Consider the following 21246-nt stretch of genomic DNA (forward strand, 5'->3'; position numbering starts at 1 on the left):
AGCATGTACAACCGTTCAGGGGTCCAAGCTTATGCTCAGGTAGGAGTAGAGAGTGGCGTCATGAGTGCCAGCCCACATCAACTGATCGTGATGCTATTCGACGGGGCGCAAAGCGCCTTGGTTCGAGCCAGCATCTTGATGAGTCAAGGAGATATTCCAGCCAAAGGTGCTGCGTTATCCAAAGCCATTAATATTATCGATAATGGATTGAGCGCAGGATTGGATATGGAAAAAGGCGGCGAAATGGCTGAGAATTTATCAGCCCTGTATAACTATATGTCTCGGCGCTTGCTGCATGCCAATTTGCATAATGACGAGCAGGCAATCAATGAAGTGTCAGCCTTGCTCGAAAATATTGCGGATGCATGGCGACAAATAGGACCCAATTATCAACCCAATTAGGACCCACTTAATGGAACGTCACCAGCACCTTTTGTCCGAATATCAACAAATCCTGATACTCAGTGAGCAAATGCTTGCATTAGCCATTGAGGGGAATTGGGAGGCGCTGGTTGATCTGGAAATGACTTATCTCAAAGCCGTTGAAAGTACGGCTAGAGCCACCATTTCCTCATGTTCCTCGCTTGTATTACAAGAGTTACTACGAGAGAACTTGAAAACCATTTTAGAAAATGAAATAGAAATTAAGCGTCTATTACAGTTGCGACTGAATTCACTCAGTGAGTTGGTTGGGCAATCTACCCGGCAACAAGCCGTTAATAATACTTATGGCCAGTTCCCTGATCATGCATTGCTGCTGGGTGAAACACAGTAGCGGCCGGTTATCAGCATGATTATATCGTTTTGTTGCACACCAATTACATGCCATTGTAGCTCTTAACAAGATCATTGATTGATGCTGTCATTATTTTTAACATGGAATTATAATTAAAGTGACAAGCGCTCATTTCGAGATGGCTATTATTTATACATCTAATATTTTTCGCTAAAATAGTCGGTTACTGTGAATTTTCTATTAAAATGAGTTGCTAGTCAGCCATTCAAAGCGTAAAGATATTCTCAGACCAATATTGTGAAATGAATATCGATGGAACGTACAATTAATTTTTGCCCTGGTGTGGGTAGCTCGGCACATGTTATTCAACACACCGAGCTACTATTCACTTCAATTTATATTGAGCACCCATTGCTCATTATGGTTAACCGTGGCCATAAGACCATTCGCTGGGATAATCAGGAATGTCTTATTCAAGCAGGTGAAATAGTTGCAGTAAGTAGCGGTCAAACGATTGATATAATTAATGGCTTATCTAATGACGGACTATTTTTTAGCCACCAACTTCGCTGTGATCCTCGTTTAATAGCCACCTTTGCCAATCATCCCGCATCCGCTGGCCTTGGGTTTGTTCCTGGGGTCATGCCAGTGCGTAATTTGGCACCTGAATTTATTAATACATTCGGCAACACATTTAAAGCAATATCAGATATTGGTGATATTCCGCCGACCATTGTCAGGCATCGTATGCTTGAATTGTTACTTTGGTTAGCTCAACGTGGCGTTAAATTCATACTGAATAAAGGTAATACACTCAGTGAGAAAGTGCGCCGTTGTCTGGCTATTGATCCACATAAAATATGGTCAGCCTGTGAGGTGGCAAACCATATGGCGATGAGCGAAGTGGTATTACGGCGAAAATTAGCCACAGAAAATATACTATTACGCGATTTGATGATTGATGTTCGCATGACTAACGCCCTGCGTCTGTTACAAGGTACCGACTGGCCAATTTCATTAATTGCCAGCCAGGTTGGTTACGAGAGTGCATCACGTTTTGCTGAACGTTTTCGTAAACGTTTTGGCTTTGCCCCCACCGCTATCCGCGGACATCATCGTTTACAGGCAACAGATAATGATCCACCCCCTGACTATCACCGTTATTTAGCCCTTAATACTCCTGATATAGGGCCTAAATGAATCCATTCAGATTATATTTTCCGATATAACTAACTTAACGTCTACCAGTAAAAAACCGCAGCATCTTATTGATTCAACTAGTTCGAGTCCTTTGGACAGATAGTAATCCGGGCTGCTAAATACTGCTTTTAGATATTCTGCACGTTAAAACATTCTATTTCAGACTTTGATTGGTTTTTTCATCCAACAATTCTCACCTAAAAGTCACTAAAGTCATTATAATCATACGATTACTTATAACCAACTGAAAGTTAGGGGAATAGGTTGATTATGTCGGTACATCCTATGATTAGAGTTGATTAAATAATAAACTATCAGGGATGGCTATGATGCTAAGTAACCTGTTCGGGCTAAAAAAACGCTATCCTTTGCACATCCAGATTGCGGCTCTCTTTACTCTACTGATCGTCTCAATCGGCACTGTCATTATTATTTTCGGTCATAGCCAACTGACCAAATTGACCGAAATCAGCACCAACAGACTGTATCAAAAAACCGGAGAAGCGATCGCGGCCGAATTGGATGCAGTAACTCGGCCAATGATGATGTCAGTTAACATTCTTGCCAGTATGCAAATTACGGAATTATCGACACTTGAACAGCGAATGGCGTTTGTCAGCAAATTTATTGAAATTCTAAAGCAGAATGATTATGCCAGTGCCGTTTATAGTGCTTATCCCAACGGGGATTTATTTATGTTACGGCGTCTAACCGAAGCTAACCGTATCCTCTTTCATGCCCCTGAAGATGCCGAGTGGATGATTCAAAGCAATCGTTATCTTGATAGCTTGCCGGAAAAACGTTTTATTTATCTTAATAAACAGCAGCAAGTGATTGCTGTTATGCCGCGAGATAACGATAATTACGATCCCCGTCAGCGTGATTGGTTTATTCTGGCCTCAGCAAGCCCTAGCCTCGTTACCTCCCCTATTTATATTTTCAAAGGTACCGGTGAAGCTGGCTTTACTTATAGCCGTCAGGCAGAAAATAAACAGGCTATCATTGGGCTCGATGTTTCTCTGGCCTCTCTCTCTCAGTTTTTAATACGACAAAATCTTCCCACCGAGAGCCAGGCTATTATTATTAATTCCCGTGGTGAGGTCATCGCCAGCCTACCGAAATCTAAAGAAAATACGGTGATAGACAAACAATTCCCAGTATTACAGGTGCTGCTAAATAGCAAAAAAAATAGTCCTGTAAGCAGTAACATAGAAGGGAGTGACACTAACCGCAGCATCATGTTTGACGCGCAAAATCAGCATTGGTACGGCTCAGTTGTCGATATTAATAATAGCGGTAATACCTACCAGTTAGTTATTGCAACACCAGCCAGCTATCTCACTGCCGATGCAAATTCTATTCGTAATCATTCGACTTTTATCGCATTTATTCTGTTGATGCTCAGTCTGCCACTGGTATGGTATTTCTCCAGAAAAATATCTAAGCCTCTTATTCGTCTCCGTCAAGATGCCGATTCTATCAGTAACCTGCATTTTGAAGAGCATGAAGTAGAGCACTCCGTAATTGAAGAAATCGATGAGTTGCACAAATCAATGTCAAAAATGAAATCGACACTGAAACAGTTTATTTCGATGGGCAATATGCTGACAGCAGAAAACAATTTCGTCCGTCAGATGCAGGGGTTATTAAGCGAAACAACCAATATCGCGGCCATGACAGGAGGGATTATTTTCCTGGCAGATAAAGATGCAGAAACCTTTACACCGACAGCATTTCGCTGGAATGGCGGAAACATCCCGGTCGCAGAAATGTCTTCCTTGCAGATTAAAGAAGATAAACTGACTACCTTCCTGCCAGTATTAGCGGGGGAGACCATTGTCGGAACCCTCAATAAAGAGAATATAGTCGGTCAGTTATATGATTTCCTACAACCTTATTTGCCATTACGTTTTATTGCTGTGCCGATGAAAACGCATGATGACCAGTTGTTAGGTTTTTTATTGTTATTTAACCCTTATGAATTGAATGCTGAACGTGAGCGCTCGAAAATTCAGTTGGTTAATGCTCTGGTTGGCAGCTTATCGGTCTCAGTGGAAACACAGCGATTACTGCAAGAACAAAAAAATCTGCTCAATGCGTTTATTGAGCTTATCGCCGGAGCAATTGATGCCAAGAGTGCTTATACCGGCGGGCACTGCCAGCGAGTCCCTGAAATAACCAAAATGCTCGCCCGTGCGGCGGTGAATATTAACGAAGGACCTTTTGCCAACTTTACCTTATCAGAAAATGAGTGGGAGGAACTGCATACGGCCTGCTGGTTACATGACTGTGGCAAGATTACGACACCCGAATTTGTGGTTGATAAATCAACAAAGCTGGAATTAATCTATGATCGTATTCATGAAATACGCATGAGATTTGAAGTATTAAAACGTGAAAAAGAAATTGCTTTCTTACGTCACCCTAGTTCGGGAGTTGCCAGCGAGGCTGAGCAACAGTTGCTGGCTGACGAATTACGTCAGCTTGATGAAGACTTTTACTTTATCGCTAACTGTAATGTCGGCGGAGAATTTATGTCTGATGAAGCTATCGCGCGCATCCAGCAAATTGCCGGTTACCGTTGGACACGTACATTAGATGATAATGTCGGGATCGCGCATGAAGAGCAACTCCGTAAAGCCAGACAACCCGCCACTCCATTGCCAGTACAAGAACCGATGCTGGCAAATAAGCCAGAACATATTATTTATCGCGGTAATAAAGACAAGCGGCCGGAATATTATGATTTTAAAGTACAGGAACCGACTTTCCTCTATAACCGTGGAGAGATTTATAACCTCAGTATTCGCCGTGGGACACTGACAGACGAAGATCGTTATAAAATAAATGAACACATTATGCAGACTATTGTGATGTTAAAAAAATTACCTTTCCCACGTACCATGGCGAATGTCCCGGTTATCGCAGGTGGACATCATGAACGCATGGACGGTAAAGGCTACCCTTATCAACTCAACTATAAACAAATGAGTATCCCGGTGCGGATGATGGCTATTGCCGACGTATTTGAAGCACTAACCGCCGCCGACCGCCCTTATAAACCAGGAAAGTTATTATCTGAAGCACTGAATGTTATGGTTAATATGGTGAATGAAAATCACCTGGATCGCGATCTGTTTATTTTATTCCTGCAATCTGGCATCTGGCACGAATATGCTGTTGCTCACCTGCAAACCGATAAAGTAGATCCTATTGATATCTCAGTCTTGCTGCAAAGAATTGTCCACCAGAATATCTCGCTGGCAGAGATAGCTTAGAACACAAGAAAGAGAGAGTCATCGCCGGACAGTGACGCTATGCTAACTCTCATACTGAAAGGCTTTTATTGGAGTGAGTACATGTTCTATCGCTACGGTGAAACAGAAATTAATCATCTTAAACGGCGGGATAAGAAGCTGGCAGCCGCCATCGAACGCTTAGGGATGATCACCCGTCCTTTATCGCCTGATTTATTTGCCGCATTGATAAGAAATATCGTTGACCAACAAATTTCGGTTAAGGCGGCACTTACCGTCAATGCCCGTCTGGTGGCATTACTGGGGGGGGTTACGCCGATAAATATTGCCGCAACACCGATAGAAGCTATCCAAGCTTGCGGGATGACAATGCGCAAAGCCGGATATATTAAAGGCGCGGCAGATGCTGCACTTAATGGCTCGCTGGATTTACCCGCTATTGCGTTGTTACCCGATAATGAGGTTATTACCCAACTATCGAGCCTGAATGGTATCGGCATCTGGACCGCAGAAATGCTATTGATATCATCACTCTCCCGCCCGGATGTACTTAGTTGGGGTGATTTGGCGATCCGTCGTGGCATGATGAATTTATATCACCATAAAACGCTGCCGCGTGAACGTTTTGAAAGATACCGCCGCCGCTATGCCCCCTATGGAACAACAGCATCCCTTTATCTATGGGCGCTATCACACGAAGATGAGTGAGAACAGTGAGACAGTTGAAATTACCCCCCACATTCTCATGCTTAAAGCTCGGCATTGCTCAGGATAATGCCTTCAATACCAACCTATCAACACTGCCGCTCGCGTTAAACCCCCATATTCATCACATCTTGATAAGCTGCAACCAGCTTATTACGAACCTGAATACCCAGTTGCAAAGAGACTGATGATTTCTGCATATCCACCATCACATCATTTAAACCGACACCGGGTACACCCAATTCAAAATTCTGTGCCTGAGTGCGGGCATGTTGCTGATTTTCACTGATCTTGCCGATAGCTGCTTTCAATTCGCTGGCAAAACCGGTCTCTGCTGGCAACATTTTCGCCGAACCCGATGCCTGCAATGCCGTGACCTGCAACTGTTGTAAAACCCCTTCAATAGCTTGAACCGACATGCTCTTCCTCAGAATACGTAGTGGGTCAAATAACAAGTTGATCGAATCAAACGTGATCAACTAACAACCTGGCAAGCAACTACGCTAATGCGGTTATTCACTCCCCGCCACGTATCACTATTTTCAGGATGACACCCTAACACATCATTTTTGTGCTAAAGCGGCTAATTAGGCCCAAAAATACCGGCTTATTGAGCCATCGAATTCCTCTTTTACAGCAAATAATGGCATGCCCATAAAAGGGGGAGAATCGCTATTGACGCTTTATCGCTCACAGCACTTGGGAGTCTGTTTTGTTTCGACACATTAGTTATATAAAAAATACTAACTCAAACGTTGTTCAGCTTGGCCAAGGACGTGTATGAATGCCTCGATAACTGGCGGTGAAAATCGTGAAAACACCTTTACGACAACGCTGACACGCCTACGTGCGAACCCAAAAATCCCACTGCTGATCGCGGCGGCGGCGGCCGTCGCTATTCTTGTCGCGCTGATGTTATGGGCTAAAAGCCCGGATTACCGCGTCCTTTATAGCAATCTGAGTGATCGTGACGGGGGTGATATCGTCACGCAACTGACGCAACTGAATATCCCTTATCGCTTCGCTGATAGTGGCGGCGCGTTGTTGATCCCGGCAGACAAGGTGCATGAAACCCGTCTGCGTTTAGCGCAACAAGGTTTACCTAAGGGGGGCGCAGTGGGTTTTGAATTGCTGGATCAGGAAAAATTTGGTATCAGCCAATTCAGTGAACAAGTGAACTACCAGCGAGCATTGGAAGGTGAACTGTCTCGCACTATCGGCACCCTGGGGCCGGTGATGAATGTGCGGGTTCATTTGGCCATGCCAAAGCCTTCCCTATTTGTGCGCGAACAAAAATCCCCTACTGCCTCGGTAACACTGGCTTTGCAACTAGGCCGTGCGCTCGATGACGGGCAGATTAACGCTATCGTCTATATGGTATCCAGCAGTGTGGCCGGTTTGCCTCCGGGCAATGTAACGGTCATTGACCAAACAGGTCGTTTGCTGACGCAATCCGATAGCGCAGGTCGCGACTTAAATGCAGCACAACTCAAGTTTACCAACGAAGTCGAAAACCGCTTCCAGCGCCGTATTGAAACCATACTGGCCCCGATGGTCGGTAACGGTAATGTCCATGCTCAGGTCACGGCACAAGTTGATTTTGCCAGCCGTGAGCAGACCGATGAAGAGTACAAGCCTAATCAGGCCGCCAACCAAGGCGCGGTACGCTCTCAGCAAGTCAGTAATAGTGAGCAACTGGGTGGCACCAATGTCGGTGGCGTACCGGGCGCATTATCTAATCAGCCTTCTGCCACGCCGGTCGCACCGATTGAAGTGCCTCAGCCCGTTCCCGCTGCCGGTGCTGCGGCGAATACCGCAAATCGCCCTGCGGCCACAACCGCAGCCAGATCCACGGCAACGTCAAGTAATAACCGCCACGACCAAACCACCAATTTCGAAGTCGATCGCACTATCCGTCATATCCAGCAACAAGCTGGCATGGTGCAGCGTTTGTCGGTCGCGGTGGTCGTCAATTATGGCAGTGATAAAGCCGGTAAGCCGATTGCCTTAACCAAAGATCAATTGGCACAGGTGGAATCTCTGACTCGCGAGGCGATGGGCTTCTCTACTGTTCGTGGCGACTCATTAAATGTGGTGAACACACCATTTAACGCCACCGATGAAGCCAGCGGCATTGCTCTGCCCTTTTGGCAACAACAATCGTTCTTTGATCAATTGCTAAATGCCGGGCGTTATCTGCTTATCGTGCTGGTGGCATGGATCTTATGGCGCAAATTAGTGCGCCCAATGATGGCCAAGAAGCAAGTTGCGGACAAAGCCGCCGCATCGGTCAATAACATGGTTCAGACCGCAGTCGCGTCTGAAACAGCGAAACAGAGTAAAGAAGAGCTGGCCCTGCGTAAGAAAAATCAGCAACGGATGAGTGCTGAAGTTCAGGCCCAGCGTATACGCGAACTTGCGGATAAAGACCCACGTATTGTTGCGCTGGTTATCCGTCAATGGATGAGTAATGACCAATGAGCCTGACCGGAACTGAAAAAAGCGCCATCATGCTGATGACTCTGGGTGAAGACCATGCAGCCGAGGTGTTTAAACACCTCTCCTCGCGTGAAGTGCAACAGCTCAGTACCACCATGGCCAGTATGCGTCAGGTTTCTCACCAGCAACTGGTTGATGTATTGGCTGAGTTTGAAGACGATGCCGAGCAATATGCCGCACTGAGTGTGAATGCCAGCGATTACCTGCGCGCCGTGCTGATAAAAGCGTTGGGGGAAGAGCGGGCATCCAGCCTGTTGGAAGACATTCTGGAATCACGCGAAACCACCAGTGGCATGGAAACACTCAACTTTATGGAACCGCAGATGGCGGCAGATCTAATCCGCGACGAACATCCGCAGATCATCGCCACCATTTTGGTTCATCTGAAACGCGGTCAGGCTGCCGACATTCTGGCACTGTTCGACGAACGCTTGCGTAACGATGTCATGCTGCGTATCGCAACCTTTGGTGGTGTCCAACCGGCGGCACTGGCTGAACTTACCGAAGTGTTGAACAATCTGCTTGACGGCCAGAATCTTAAACGCAGCAAAATGGGCGGTATCCGTACTGCGGCCGAGATTATCAACCTGATGAAAACCCAGCAGGAAGAGACCGTTATGGACGCGGTGCGCGAATACGACGGCGAGCTGGCGCAGAAGATTATCGACGAAATGTTCCTGTTCGAGAATTTGGTCAGTATCGACGACCGCAGTATTCAGCGTTTGCTACAAGAGATCGACAACGAATCACTGTTGATCGCACTGAAAGGGGCCGATCAGGCATTGCGCGAGCGTTTCCTCAGCAACATGTCACTGCGTGCGGCAGAAATCCTGCGCGACGATCTGGCAACCCGAGGACCGGTACGTATGTCACTGGTCGAGAACGAACAAAAAGCTATCTTGCTTATCGTCCGTCGTCTGGCGGAAAGCGGCGAGATAGTGATTGGCGGTGGCGAGGATATCTATGTCTGACAGGATAAATGCTCTGCCCTGGCAACCCTGGTCACTCAACGACTTTGCCAGCCAATCAAATACGACGCCAGAAGCGCAGGCCACGGATATCAGCATGCTGTTTACTGATGAGCTGGATAGCGCTAGCGATACCGCGTCAACAGAGGTTAATGAACAGCAGGCATTAGTCAATCTGCAAATCGAAGCCGAGAAACAAGGTCGTCAGCAAGGATTTGCCAAAGGCTTGCAAGAAGGGCTGGATAAAGGTTACCAAACCGGTCTGGAGGAAGGTCATCAACAAGCACTGGCCGATGCTCAGAAGGAACTGGCCCCAATAACGGCACACTGGCAACTGATGGTAAACGATTTCCAAAGCACGCTTGATGCACTGGATAGCGTCATTGCCTCACGGTTGATGCAAATGGCATTGGCGGCAGCGAAACAAATTCTGGGGCAACCGGCAATTTGTGATGGCACCGCATTACTGGCCCAAATCCAGCAACTGATCCAGCAAGAGCCAATGTTTGCCGGTAAGCCACAATTGCGGGTGAATCCCGATGATTTAGCCGGGGTTGAACAACGTTTAGGCACCACCCTGAGTCTGAATGGTTGGCGCTTATTGGGTGACAGTCAAATTCATTCCGGCGGGTGCAAAGTCAGTGCCGAAGAAGGTGATTTGGATGCCAGCCTGGCCACCCGTTGGCATGAGCTATGCCGTCTGGCCGCACCGGGAGAGTTATGATGACCGCGCGCCTTGGCCGCTGGTTGGCCTCTTTGGATAAATTCGAAGCACGTATCAGCCAGTCAACCACTATCCGCCGTTACGGGCGGTTGACCCGTGCCACCGGTTTAGTGCTGGAAGCCACCGGGCTGCAACTGCCGCTAGGGGCAACCTGCCTGATTGAGCGCCACAGCAACGGTGAAGTACAAGAAGTTGAGAGTGAAGTGGTCGGTTTTAACGGCCAACGTCTGTTTCTAATGCCACTGGAAGATGTCGAAGGTATTGTGCCCGGAGCCAGAGTGTATGCGCGGGTAACGGCCGGTGGCAGCACTGCCAGCAAACAATTACCCCTCGGCCCGGAATTACTTGGCCGGGTACTGGATGGCAGTGCTAAACCCCTTGATGGTTTACCCGCACCGGAAACCAGCTATTCTGCGCCACTCATTACCCCCCCGATAAATCCATTGCAACGTACCGCTATTGAGCAGGTATTGGATGTTGGCGTGCGCACCATCAATGCTCTACTGACCGTGGGTCGTGGGCAGCGCATGGGCCTGTTCGCCGGTTCCGGGGTAGGTAAAAGTGTGTTGCTGGGCATGATGGCCCGTTATACCAAGGCCGATGTGATTGTGGTGGGGCTGATTGGTGAGCGTGGCCGTGAAGTAAAAGATTTTATCGAAAATATTTTAGGCCCTGAAGGCCGCGCCCGATCCGTGGTCATCGCCGCCCCTGCCGATGTATCCCCCTTACTGCGCATGCAGGGAGCCGCCTACGCGACCCGCATTGCCGAAGATTTCCGCGATCGTGGTCAGCACGTACTGCTTATCATGGACTCCCTGACCCGCTATGCCATGGCACAACGTGAAATCGCTCTGGCTATCGGCGAGCCACCGGCCACCAAAGGTTATCCACCCTCGGTATTCGCCAAGCTACCGGCGCTGGTTGAACGGGCAGGTAACGGCGTAACCGGGGGCGGCTCCATCACCGCCTTTTATACCGTCTTAACCGAAGGTGATGACCAACAGGATCCCATTGCTGACTCGGCACGCGCCATTCTCGACGGGCATATCGTGCTATCACGCCGCCTGGCTGAATCCGGCCACTATCCGGCCATCGATATTGAAGCCTCTATCAGCCGTGCCATGACATCGCTGATCGATGAAAACCACTACAGCAAAGTTCGCCAGTTCAAACAGTTGCTTGCCAGTCATCAGCGTAACCGCGATTTGGTCAGTGTCGGTGCCTATGCCGCCGGTAGTGATCCGTTGCTGGATAAAGCCATTGCGTTGTACCCGCAAATGGAAATCTTTTTGCAACAAGGCATGTTTGAACGCAACAGCTACGATGATGCCTGTCAGCATCTGAAAAGCCTGTTTCCGGGCTAATAAAATAAGTTTCCCGGTTGATAGCTAACCCCCTGCGGCTTCAAATGCGAAATATATGCCCAAAGTGATTGGTGTTGCAGGTAGGCGGCAAGTGAATGAATCCCGATGAGCTGACTTTCGTCAGTGATTCGGGTAAGTGAACGTAGCTAACAACCCTGCGGCGTCAAGCACGAAGGGCATTGAGGAATACCATGAAAAGTCAGTCACCTCTCGTCACTCTGCGCGACCTGGCTCAAAAGGCGGTCGCGCAGGCAAGCACACAACTGGGCCAGGTTCGTCTGTCTTATCAGAGTGCTGAGCAGCAACTCACTATGTTGTTGTCTTATCAGGATGAATACCGGGTGCAATTGAATGACACGCTGAGTAATGGGATGGCCTCTTCCCGTTGGCAAAATTATCAACAATTTATTCAAACGCTGGAACAAGCCATTGAACAGCATCGTCATCAATTGGCTCAGTGGAACGTCAAAGTAGAACTGGCCGTTAAGCATTGGCAAGAAAAGCAACAACGGTTAAACGCATTCGAAACCTTGCAAGAGCGAGCTGAAACGACCCAACGCCTGCATGACAACCGTTTGGATCAAAAATTGATGGATGAGTTCGCTCAGCGTGCCTCACAACGGAGTCTTAATTCATGAATCTGTCCTTATTGCCTGCCACCGCAACTGCCAGTGAAACCGAGAGCGCATCACCCTCTTCATCCATTGCGGCCTTGTTTACCGACGCGGGATTACCGGCTGATTTTGCCAAACTGTTGGGCGACCAACTGGGTAAAGAGCTGACCGCCATAGATGCGTCGACACTGAAATCATCGCTGGCAGCCACTACCGATATCACGGCCGAGGTCGACGGTGAAAAATCAAACACCGGTAACAGTAAACTGAATCAGTTGTTGGCGGCATTAGGTGACATCAGTGCCACGCTGCCTGCGGGCCTGACTCACGCAGGGCAAACCGGGGACGCTGCTGGTGTAAAGAAAAGCACGGTAAATGATGACAGCGCGATAGATAAAACGCGCGATTTCGATAAAACCACCGATAAAGCGGATCTCAGTGCATTGCAAACGTTGTTAGCCATGCTGCCGCATCAGGTTGCCACCACCTTGGGAACCCAGCCAAAAGCCATTCAGACCACCAGTAATGGCCTGAATGACCGTAAAGCCGCGACCACACAAGATGCTGCCACGCTCACCAGCCTGACGTCACAAGATAAAGGTTTAGCGGCATTGATTAGCAGCTCGGTAGGTAATGTGAAAAATGATAAAACCACCAACAGTGACCTGCTACCGACTGCTGCGGGTAAGACTAAAACGACGCCTGCACCGGATAAACTGACCCGCCTGGCAATGGCACAAGATGCCGATAACACGCTTGCGGCGAAAGCCGTTCCGCTAACTGCGCCAGCGACCGCGGCCCTGACCACTGCTGCTGTGGATAAAACCGGGGTCAGTTCAAGTTCTGCAACCGTAACCCCCTCTCTTCCTCCGGTTTCCAGCCCGGTTATAACCACCACCAGCAGCGGTCAGGTCAGCGTACCGGTTAGTGGCCACTTAAGCGCTCAGTTAGGCAGTCAGGAATGGCAGCAGTCCCTTGGGCAACAAGTGGTTATGTTCAGTCGTAACGGCCAGCAACATGCTGAGTTACGGCTACATCCGCAGGAATTGGGCGCATTACAGATCAGTCTGAAAATGGAAGATAACCAGGCACAATTGCACTTCGCCTCAGCCCACAGCCAAGTACGTGCAGCCCTTGAAGCCGCGATACCGAGTTTACGTAGCGCATTGGCAGAAAGCGGCATTCAGTTGGGCCAAAGCAGTGTCGGTAGTGAAGGACAATGGCAACAGGCACAGCAGCAGAGCCAACAAAATCAGCAGGGCCTGGCATCTCGTGGGCAGCCCGCTTACGGTGAAACGGCATCCGGCGACGTGATGACCAGCACACCATTAATCACCCCTACGGCATTGCAATCATTGGCCAATGGCAATGGTGGTGTTGATATTTTCGCCTAAAGCGAGGGGTTAATGGCAGCAAAAGGTGACAAACGAGTAAGTTAGGCGGTTTTTCTCCACCTATTCTGCCTATTGGCATTAAATATTCGCGGGATAATCATCAGTAATAATTCGGATAACCTGGGGTGATTTGTCCCCGGTTATTATCGTGATCCACCGGTTTGATACCGAAATAGGAATTTATCTTCTCCATGTCTGAAAATACCTTCCCGGCCAAGCGTAAGAGTTCGATCTGGGTGATCCTGCTGGTACTGATTGCGGTGGCAGCAACTGCGGGTGGCGGCTATAGCTGGTGGATGCTCAATAAGAGTCAACCTGTCAGCGCGAAAGCCGCGCCTGCGATCCCGGTGTTCATGCCGCTGGAGACCTTTACGGTCAACCTAATCACGCCCGATAATAATCTGGATCGGGTGCTTTATATTGGCTTAACCTTAAGGCTACCCGACGAGACAACGCGAACAAGACTCAATGATTATCTGCCGGAAGTTCGCAGCCGCTTGCTGTTGCTGCTCTCCCGTCAGTCTGCCGATAGCCTGTCTAATGAAGAAGGCAAACAGCGTTTAGTCGGTGAAATTAAAAACGTACTTAGCCCGCCAATGGTTAAAAGCCAACCTAATCAGGTAGTCAGCGATGTGCTGTTTACCGCATTTATATTGCGATAATCATTATGGCCGATAGCATTCTTTCACAAGCAGAGATTGACGCACTGTTAAACGGTGACAGTGGTGACGATGAGCCCGTTGCTGTCACCGGCGATGAAACAGACGTTAAACCTTACGATCCGACGACCCAGCGACGTGTAGTCCGTGAACGCCTGCATGCGCTGGAAATCATTAACGAGCGCTTTGCGCGCCAGTTCAGGATGGGGCTGTTTAACCTGCTCCGTCGTAGCCCGGACATCACTGTCGGGCCGATCAAAATTCAGCCATACCATGACTTTGCCCGTAACCTGCCGGTACCCACTAATCTCAATCTGGTGCATCTGAAGCCATTACGCGGGACCGCGTTGTTCGTTTTCGCGCCAAGTTTGGTCTTTATTGCCGTTGATAACCTGTTTGGTGGCGATGGCCGTTTCCCGACGAAAGTAGAAGGCCGTGAGTTTACCCACACCGAACAACGCGTGATTAATCGGATGTTGCGGTTGGCGCTGGATGCTTACCGTGATGCCTGGGCTGCCATCTATAAAATAGATGTGGAATATGTCCGTTCTGAAATACAGGTGAAATTCACCAATATCACCACCTCTCCCAATGACATTGTGGTCACCACGCCTTTCCATGTGGAGATTGGTACCCTGAGTGGTGAATTTAACATCTGTATTCCCTTTGCCATGATCGAACCGTTGCGTGAGCTGCTGACAAATCCACCGTTAGAAAACTCCCGTCAGGAAGATAGCCACTGGCGTGAAACACTGGTCAAACAGGTGCAGCATTCCGAACTGGAGTTGGTGGCTAATTTTGTTGATATCCCACTGAGACTGTCACAGATACTCAAGCTGCAACCGGGGGATGTGTTACCGATAGATAAACCAGATCGACTGATTGGTCATGTCGACGGCGTACCGGTACTGACCAGTCAGTACGGGACATTAAACGGGCAATATGCCCTACGAGTTGAACATTTGATTAACCCTATTTTGAATGCTCTGAATGAGGAACAGCCCCATGAGTGACCCTAAGCTTCCGTCTGGTGATGGAAAGGAATCCGTTGACTCCCTGTGGGCTGATGCGTTTGATGAGCAACAAACAGCGGAAAAAACAGCGGCCACCACCGACGGCGTATTTAAATCACTGGACGCGTCGGATGCTCTGGGTAACCTACAGGATATCGATTTAATTCTGGATATCCCGGTAAAGCTGACCGTTGAACTGGGCCGCACCAAAATGACCATCAAAGAGTTACTGCGTCTGTCGCAAGGCTCGGTAGTTTCCCTTGATGGTCTGGCGGGCGAACCACTGGATATTTTGATTAACGGTTATCTGATTGCTCAGGGTGAAGTAGTGGTAGTCGCTGACAAATACGGCGTTCGTATTACTGACATTATTACGCCGTCAGAACGTATGCGTCGTCTGAGCCGCTAATGACCGCGGCACAGGCAGCGACAGCACCGGCTACCGGGTTTACGGCCAGTCATCCCGGTCTTTCCGTACAACAGACGGCTCCGGCAATGCCCGCAGGCTCGGTATTGACACAGGTTGGCAGTGTGTTGGGGGGGATTTTACTGCTGATACTGTGTGCCGCCTGGCTGATACGCCGTTTAGGTTTTGCTCCGCAGGCCCGTAACAACAAGTTATTGAATATTAAGGCCAGTTGTCAGGTCGGTCAACGTGAGCGGGTCGTCATTGTCGAAGTGGATAACACCTGGTTGGTGTTAGGCGTAACCGCACAACAGGTGACGCAACTGCATACTCTGCCCCGCCCTCAGGTTGATGAAGCACTTACCGCAGTGTCGCCAGACAGCGCAAAATCCGCGGATTTTCGTCAGCTACTCAATAACCATCTGTTTAATAAAAAATTGAAACATCCGGAAAAATCGGCATGACCCCCCTTGTTAGTCACAAATTGGCCTGTTGGTCACGGCCCCATCGCCTGTTGCGCAGGGTAATGAATAAAATCACGTTGGCACTGTTCGCCTTACTCTGCTCCCCAGCGGTATTGGCACAACTCCCCGGCATCATCAGTCAGCCATTAGCGAATGGCGGGCAGAGTTGGTCGTTACCGGTACAAACGTTAGTCTTTATCACTACCTTAAGTTTTCTACCGGCCGCCTTGCTGATGATGACCAGCTTTACCCGCATCATTATTGTGCTTGGTTTGCTGCGTAACGCACTGGGTACCCCCTCGGCACCACCGAATCAGGTGATGCTGGGTCTGGCACTGTTTCTGACATTTTTTATTATGTCGCCGGTATTTGACAAAGTGTATCAGGATGCTTATCTGCCCTTCAGTCAGGACAAGATGAGTATGGAAGTGGCGATGGATAAAGGCTCGCAACCGCTACGTGAATTTATGCTGCGACAGACTCGCGAGTCAGATTTAGCGCTGTATGCCCGGCTGGCAAATCTACCGCCATTGGAAGGGCCGGAAGTGGTACCTATGCGTATTCTGCTACCGGCTTATGTCACCAGCGAGCTAAAAACCGCCTTCCAAATCGGTTTTACCGTGTTTATTCCGTTTTTGATTATCGACCTGGTGGTCGCCAGCGTGCTGATGGCGCTGGGGATGATGATGGTACCGCCCGCCAGTATCTCACTGCCTTTCAAACTAATGCTATTTGTACTGGTTGATGGTTGGCAGTTGTTACTGGGGTCGTTGGCACAGAGTTTTTATAGCTAATTAACCAGGGTTATAAACCGTATTTTTACATCTCATTTATAACGGTTGAGCAAGGGGTAAAAACGTCATGACACCAGAATCGGTAATGGCCCTCGGCGTCGAGGCAATGAAAGTCGCCCTGGCCCTGGCTGCGCCATTATTGCTGGCCGCGCTAATAAGTGGCTTGATTGTCAGCCTGTTACAGGCGGCAACGCAGATTAACGAAATGACATTATCATTTATCCCGAAAATACTGGCGGTATTCACGACTATGGTGATTGCTGGCCCGTGGATGCTGAACCTGATATTGGACTATATGCGTAATTTGTTCACCAGCCTGCCCACGTTGATTGGCTGAATATGCTCTCCATTGATACCACCCAACTCGGTGCCTTAGTCAGCCAGTATTTTTGGCCATTAATTCGCGTACTGGCGTTGATAGCCAGCGCGCCGGTATTGAGCGAGAAACAAATAAACCGCAAAGTCAAAGTAGGTTTGGCGGTATTGATCACTTTTCTGATTGCCCCCTCCTTGCCTCCGGTCAATATTCCTTTAGTCTCCAGTGGTGCGGTTTGGGTTATCGCTCAGCAGGTGTTGATCGGTGTGGCTATCGGCTTGACCATGCAATTTGCTTTCGCCGCCATCCGGCTCGCCGGTGAAGTCATTGGTCTACAGATGGGGTTGTCTTTCGCCACCTTCTTTGACCCCTCCGGCGGGCCAAATATGCCGGTTCTGGCCCGATTACTCAACTTGCTGGCCATGTTGTTATTCCTCACTTTCGATGGTCATTTATGGTTAATTTCACTGTTGGCCGACAGTTTCCACACCCTCCCCATCCAGTTCGAGCCGCTTAACGGCAACGGTTTTCTGGCATTAACGCAAGCAGGTTCATTAATTTTTATGAATGGACTGATGTTGGCATTGCCACTGATTACCCTGTTGTTAACGCTGAATATGGCATTGGGGATGCTTAACCGCATGACACCGCAACTTTCGGTATTCGTCATCGGCTTCCCGTTGACGCTGACGGTGGGTATTATTTCTCTGGGATTAATCATGCCGTTACTGGCACCCTTTACCGAGCACTTGTTCAGTGAGCTCTTTGACCGACTGGCGAGCGTATTAAGTGGTTTGGCAAGTTGACTGATCGATATGTGCATATACCGGTCATACTTCAAGCTGCATGTGCGTTGGCTAGGTTCAATCACTCGAATCACTTGCTACAATTCACTCTATACATAAGGTTCCACATAGCGTCTAAATTTATTAACATAAGCTAATTCTGTAAAACTAAAAAATACAAATAATGAAGATATAAAATAAAAAACCACAATATAAATAAACAAAAGAAATAATATCAATAATTATTTACATCATGAGTTGTGAGGAAAGTTTTATAACTGACAGGCAGAGGGGCTTAGGGGATCCAAAAAGAGCTATGTCACCCAAACCTTAGTGGGAAAATAGGGCACACCAAAAAGTATATCCGCTTGTTTATTTTCAACCTACGGCACCCTTAACAGGGAGCCTGTGGGGCTGGCCCACAGGCTGAAAACGGATTATTTATTCAGTTGGAACAGAGACAAACCTTGCATATTGGTGAAAGTGGTATAGGACGCCTGTAATGCGGCTTGCTGCATGACATATGAAGAGATGGCAGAGTTCCAATCGACATCTTCCAGGTCACTCAACCGCTGCTTGTTTATCAACGTACGATCCCCCCCCAGACTGTCCAGGTTATCTAACTCCTGCAACTGAGTACCAATCTCTGCCTGCACCGATAACACGTTATTCAGTGAGTTAGCCATACCACGGATACCTTTATCCAGATCCGCCGTCGCCTGTTCTTTAACAGCATCGGACGCACCTTGCATTGGGGTCTTCAGCGATTTCAATACAGTATCAATAGTATTAAAGATATTGTTTTCAGCCGCCACCGGATCACCATTAGCATCATCAGGCTCTGGCTTCGCATTGCTGGTCAACGCCATAAATACGCTGTCACCGGTGTGTCCGACGGTAATGGAACGATTGGCATCAACTTTTTGGTCAATCGCGACCGTACCTCCGACATAAGTTACCTCGCCGGTATCACTGACGGCGAATGGGGGGTTATCACTTTTAAAACCAGCAAAAATGTAACGGCCATTGCCATCAGTGGTATTCGCCTGATTAACCAGTTGGTCTTTCAAACCCTGCAACTGAGTGGCATAAGAGGCACGGTCATCGTCACTCAAAACATCACTTTTGGCACTGATAATGAGGGTTTGAATTGACTGAATAGTATTGGTGGCCTGCACCAGCACCGTGGTTTCCAGTGATGAGCTTTGACGAGCAAAACTACGGGCCAGGGTGTATTGGTTATTTTCAGATTCAGACTGTGACACCAACACGGCCTGTGAAGCCGCCATCGGGTCATCAGAGGGGTTAACCACCCGCTTGCCAGTAGCGATTTGTTGGCCCGACTGCATCCAAAGGGATTGAGCATTGGTGATGCCCTGCATATTTTGCTGATACAGCATGCTGGTACTTAAGCGCACGATGTCAGTTCCTTTTAGCAACGGTTTAGCCAGTCAATCTGCTTTTGCAGCGAGCCTGACCAAACTCGGAATAAGATAAGCTGCGGCGGCAAAACGCCACCGCGGGCAAAAAATTAACCGCGCAGATCCAACAGTGCATTAAACAACGTTGAAGCGGTCTGAATCACTTGGGCATTCGCCAGATAATATTGCTGGAAACGCTGCAAATCACCGTACTCTTCATCCAGGTTCACCCCGGAAATAGACTGCTGCTCTGCGGTCAACTGCGTAACAATATTGGCCTGGGCCGTACTGTTGGTTTTCGCCGTACTGGTCTGGTTGCCCACGTTACTGACTAATCCGGCATAAGCGCCAGAGAGGGTGGCTTTATTCTCGACCAATTTCTTGCTTTGCAGATCCAGTAACGCCTGTGCGTTGACGTTGTCACTCACACCGCCGTCCTTGCTACCGGCAGCAGCAATCAGGCTGGAGTCCGTAATGGCGACATGCAAATTAGCCGCAACGTTAGAAACGGTTTTCACCGTAAATTTATCTTTAGCTTGCGGGCCAGGGGTACCGTTATCGATACTGACCGCGACACCGTCAAAATTCAGCGTTGGCTTACCCGTCGTAGCATCAGTACCCGCTGTCGTCGGGATTTTGGTATTATCCGACAAACGAGTGACCTGCCAGTCAGTGCCATCAAATTCCACGCTGTAATCGCTGGCTTTCACCTTCGAAGTATCGGTGTAAGCCACGGTTAAACTCGCATTCCCCTGATTCTTTGCATTTTTCATCACCGTAGGATCAGCAAAACTAAAGAAATCAGTGCCTGCATCACCCTTCGCATCAAACCCGGCTTTATGCTGAATATTAAAGCTATCTGCCATCACCAATGCCAACTGCCCTAATTGATTACGGGCGCTGTCCAGTGCTTCACTACGGAATTTTAGGGTGCCACCGAGGCTGCCGGTAGTCATGCGGCTTTCATCAATCTCAGTAGCCTCACCGTTGCCACGTTTGTAGCCCAGCGTCAGCCGTGTCGCATCAGCGCTGGATGGGATGGCCTCCACCTGATAAGCATTCGGCCCTTGCACCAGCGATAAACCGCCAGCAAAAGAGACATTGTAAGCATCGCCATCTTGCTGGGTAACAGTTACGGCCACAATCTGGTTTAACTCAGTCACCAGTTGGTCACGTTGGTCAAGCAAGGCATTGGGTTCACTGCCACTGCTACCACGCAAGCGGGTAATCTGGTCATTTAGCTTAGCAATTTGCTGAGCATAATTATTAATTTGCGTCGCGCTGTCAGTAATTTTTTGGTTTACGCCAATATCCATATCACGCAGATATTTATCCGCATTTTGGAACTGGTTAACCAGCCCTTCGGCCTTACCCAATACCGTTTTACGTGCTGCATCATCGTCAGCATTGCTCACCAGATTTTGCAGGTTATTGAAAAAGTCCTGCATGGTGGTTGAGAGGTTATTCGAGGTGTTAGCCAACAAATTATCGATTTGCGAGATTTGCTGATAATAGGTGGTCAAGCCACTGCTTTGCGTTTGCGAAGCACGCAATTGGTTAGTAATGAATGAGTTATATTCACGATTAACCCCGGTGACAGTCACCCCGTTACCAATGAAACCCGCAGGGCTAAGTGTCCCACCGTTTTGCGCAAAAATAGTGTTCTGACGGTTATAGCCCGCCACCTGGAAATTGGTGATGTTATTACTGACGGTGCTCAGGGCATATTGCGCTGCGCTCAGACCACTCATCGCAGTATTCATTAAACTGTTGGACATAAAGAAATCCTTTTACAGCAGACGATAAGCATCGCGTATCTGCATTTATTAATATTGGGATACTGTCTGAGAAGGCGCGACCTTCACACAGTCTGTACTAGGTATCGGCCCGAATTTGAAAATCTTGAGTAAAAATATGGGGGTAAACC

21 protein-coding genes are annotated in these 21246 nt (G+C 48.5%); 18 read left to right on the forward strand and 3 right to left on the reverse strand.

The genetic code is table 11. From position 1 onward, the window contains the following. The first annotated feature begins 3 nt into the window (after positions 1 to 3). The 5 genes from fliS to AEP37_RS04970 all read left to right on the forward strand — a co-directional run bounded on the left by fliS (position 4) and on the right by AEP37_RS04970 (position 5901). Positions 4 to 402 (forward strand): flagellar export chaperone FliS, encoded by a 399-nt coding sequence (gene fliS, locus AEP37_RS04950; RefSeq protein WP_049610767.1) that lies wholly within the window; start codon positions 4 to 6, stop codon positions 400 to 402. A gap of 10 nt (positions 403 to 412) precedes the next feature. Beyond that, complete coding sequence (gene fliT / locus AEP37_RS04955; RefSeq protein WP_049610770.1) at positions 413 to 775, forward strand: flagella biosynthesis regulatory protein FliT; 363 nt, start codon at positions 413 to 415, stop codon at positions 773 to 775. Positions 776 to 1048: 273 nt separating this feature from the next. Next, positions 1049 to 1936 (forward strand): helix-turn-helix transcriptional regulator, encoded by an 888-nt coding sequence (locus AEP37_RS04960; protein WP_049610773.1) that lies wholly within the window; start codon positions 1049 to 1051, stop codon positions 1934 to 1936. A gap of 329 nt (positions 1937 to 2265) precedes the next feature. Next, on the forward strand, positions 2266 to 5214 hold the full coding sequence (locus AEP37_RS04965; RefSeq protein WP_049610996.1) for an HD domain-containing phosphohydrolase: 2949 nt from the start codon (positions 2266 to 2268) through the stop codon (positions 5212 to 5214). 81 nt (positions 5215 to 5295) lie between these two features. After that, positions 5296 to 5901: a DNA-3-methyladenine glycosylase family protein gene (locus AEP37_RS04970; RefSeq protein ID WP_049610776.1), complete on the forward strand. Its 606-nt coding sequence runs from the start codon at positions 5296 to 5298 to the stop codon at positions 5899 to 5901. 104 nt (positions 5902 to 6005) lie between these two features. On the opposite strand, the gene fliE is transcribed toward AEP37_RS04970, so the two are convergent. Then, positions 6006 to 6317, reverse strand: a complete 312-nt coding sequence (fliE, locus tag AEP37_RS04975) for a flagellar hook-basal body complex protein FliE (protein WP_049610779.1) — start codon at positions 6315 to 6317, stop codon at positions 6006 to 6008. Positions 6318 to 6678: 361 nt separating this feature from the next. Between fliE and fliF the strand changes: the two genes are divergently transcribed. The 13 genes from fliF to fliR all read left to right on the forward strand — a co-directional run bounded on the left by fliF (position 6679) and on the right by fliR (position 17919). Next, a complete protein-coding gene (fliF, locus tag AEP37_RS04980; RefSeq protein WP_049610782.1) occupies positions 6679 to 8379 on the forward strand; it encodes a flagellar basal-body MS-ring/collar protein FliF in 1701 nt (566 codons plus the stop codon). After that, complete coding sequence (fliG, locus tag AEP37_RS04985; RefSeq protein WP_049610785.1) at positions 8376 to 9368, forward strand: flagellar motor switch protein FliG; 993 nt, start codon at positions 8376 to 8378, stop codon at positions 9366 to 9368. Before fliF ends, fliG begins: the two co-directional genes overlap by 4 nt. Continuing rightward, positions 9361 to 10089, forward strand: a complete 729-nt coding sequence (gene fliH, locus AEP37_RS04990; RefSeq protein ID WP_049610787.1) for a flagellar assembly protein FliH — start codon at positions 9361 to 9363, stop codon at positions 10087 to 10089. Before fliG ends, fliH begins: the two co-directional genes overlap by 8 nt. After that, positions 10089 to 11453 carry a flagellar protein export ATPase FliI gene (gene fliI, locus AEP37_RS04995; RefSeq protein WP_049610999.1) on the forward strand — a complete coding sequence of 455 codons (1365 nt, stop codon included), beginning with the start codon at positions 10089 to 10091 and terminating at the stop codon, positions 11451 to 11453. Before fliH ends, fliI begins: the two co-directional genes overlap by 1 nt. Positions 11454 to 11644: 191 nt before the next feature. Next, positions 11645 to 12091: a flagellar export protein FliJ gene (gene fliJ / locus AEP37_RS05000; RefSeq protein ID WP_049610790.1), complete on the forward strand. Its 447-nt coding sequence runs from the start codon at positions 11645 to 11647 to the stop codon at positions 12089 to 12091. Continuing rightward, positions 12088 to 13461: a flagellar hook-length control protein FliK gene (locus AEP37_RS05005; protein WP_049610793.1), complete on the forward strand. Its 1374-nt coding sequence runs from the start codon at positions 12088 to 12090 to the stop codon at positions 13459 to 13461. The genes fliJ and AEP37_RS05005 overlap by 4 nt, the downstream gene beginning before the upstream one ends. Before the next feature lie 191 nt (positions 13462 to 13652). Beyond that, complete coding sequence (fliL, locus tag AEP37_RS05010) at positions 13653 to 14123, forward strand: flagellar basal body-associated protein FliL (RefSeq protein ID WP_049610796.1); 471 nt, start codon at positions 13653 to 13655, stop codon at positions 14121 to 14123. 5 nt (positions 14124 to 14128) lie between these two features. After that, positions 14129 to 15133: a flagellar motor switch protein FliM gene (fliM, locus tag AEP37_RS05015; RefSeq protein ID WP_049610799.1), complete on the forward strand. Its 1005-nt coding sequence runs from the start codon at positions 14129 to 14131 to the stop codon at positions 15131 to 15133. Then, a complete protein-coding gene (gene fliN / locus AEP37_RS05020) occupies positions 15126 to 15542 on the forward strand; it encodes a flagellar motor switch protein FliN (RefSeq protein WP_049610802.1) in 417 nt (138 codons plus the stop codon). Before fliM ends, fliN begins: the two co-directional genes overlap by 8 nt. Further along, on the forward strand, positions 15542 to 16003 hold the full coding sequence (fliO, locus tag AEP37_RS05025) for a flagellar biosynthetic protein FliO (protein WP_049610805.1): 462 nt from the start codon (positions 15542 to 15544) through the stop codon (positions 16001 to 16003). The genes fliN and fliO overlap by 1 nt, the downstream gene beginning before the upstream one ends. 62 nt (positions 16004 to 16065) lie before the next feature. Beyond that, the gene (gene fliP / locus AEP37_RS05030) at positions 16066 to 16797 is read left to right on the forward strand and encodes a flagellar type III secretion system pore protein FliP (protein ID WP_049611002.1); all 732 of its coding nucleotides are present in this window, start codon (positions 16066 to 16068) and stop codon (positions 16795 to 16797) included. 67 nt (positions 16798 to 16864) lie between these two features. Further along, complete coding sequence (fliQ, locus tag AEP37_RS05035) at positions 16865 to 17134, forward strand: flagellar biosynthesis protein FliQ (RefSeq protein ID WP_049610808.1); 270 nt, start codon at positions 16865 to 16867, stop codon at positions 17132 to 17134. A gap of 2 nt (positions 17135 to 17136) precedes the next feature. Beyond that, on the forward strand, positions 17137 to 17919 hold the full coding sequence (gene fliR, locus AEP37_RS05040) for a flagellar biosynthetic protein FliR (RefSeq protein WP_049610811.1): 783 nt from the start codon (positions 17137 to 17139) through the stop codon (positions 17917 to 17919). Between the two features lie 416 nt (positions 17920 to 18335). On the opposite strand, the gene flgL is transcribed toward fliR, so the two are convergent. Then, positions 18336 to 19316 carry a flagellar hook-associated protein FlgL gene (gene flgL, locus AEP37_RS05045; protein WP_049610813.1) on the reverse strand — a complete coding sequence of 327 codons (981 nt, stop codon included), beginning with the start codon at positions 19314 to 19316 and terminating at the stop codon, positions 18336 to 18338. Positions 19317 to 19429: 113 nt separating this feature from the next. After that, positions 19430 to 21097 carry a flagellar hook-associated protein FlgK gene (gene flgK / locus AEP37_RS05050; RefSeq protein WP_049610817.1) on the reverse strand — a complete coding sequence of 556 codons (1668 nt, stop codon included), beginning with the start codon at positions 21095 to 21097 and terminating at the stop codon, positions 19430 to 19432. Positions 21098 to 21246: the final 149 nt, after the last annotated feature.

It is taken from the genome of Yersinia pekkanenii (assembly GCF_001152565.1).
Taxonomy (GTDB): Bacteria; Pseudomonadota; Gammaproteobacteria; order Enterobacterales; family Enterobacteriaceae; genus Yersinia; species Yersinia pekkanenii.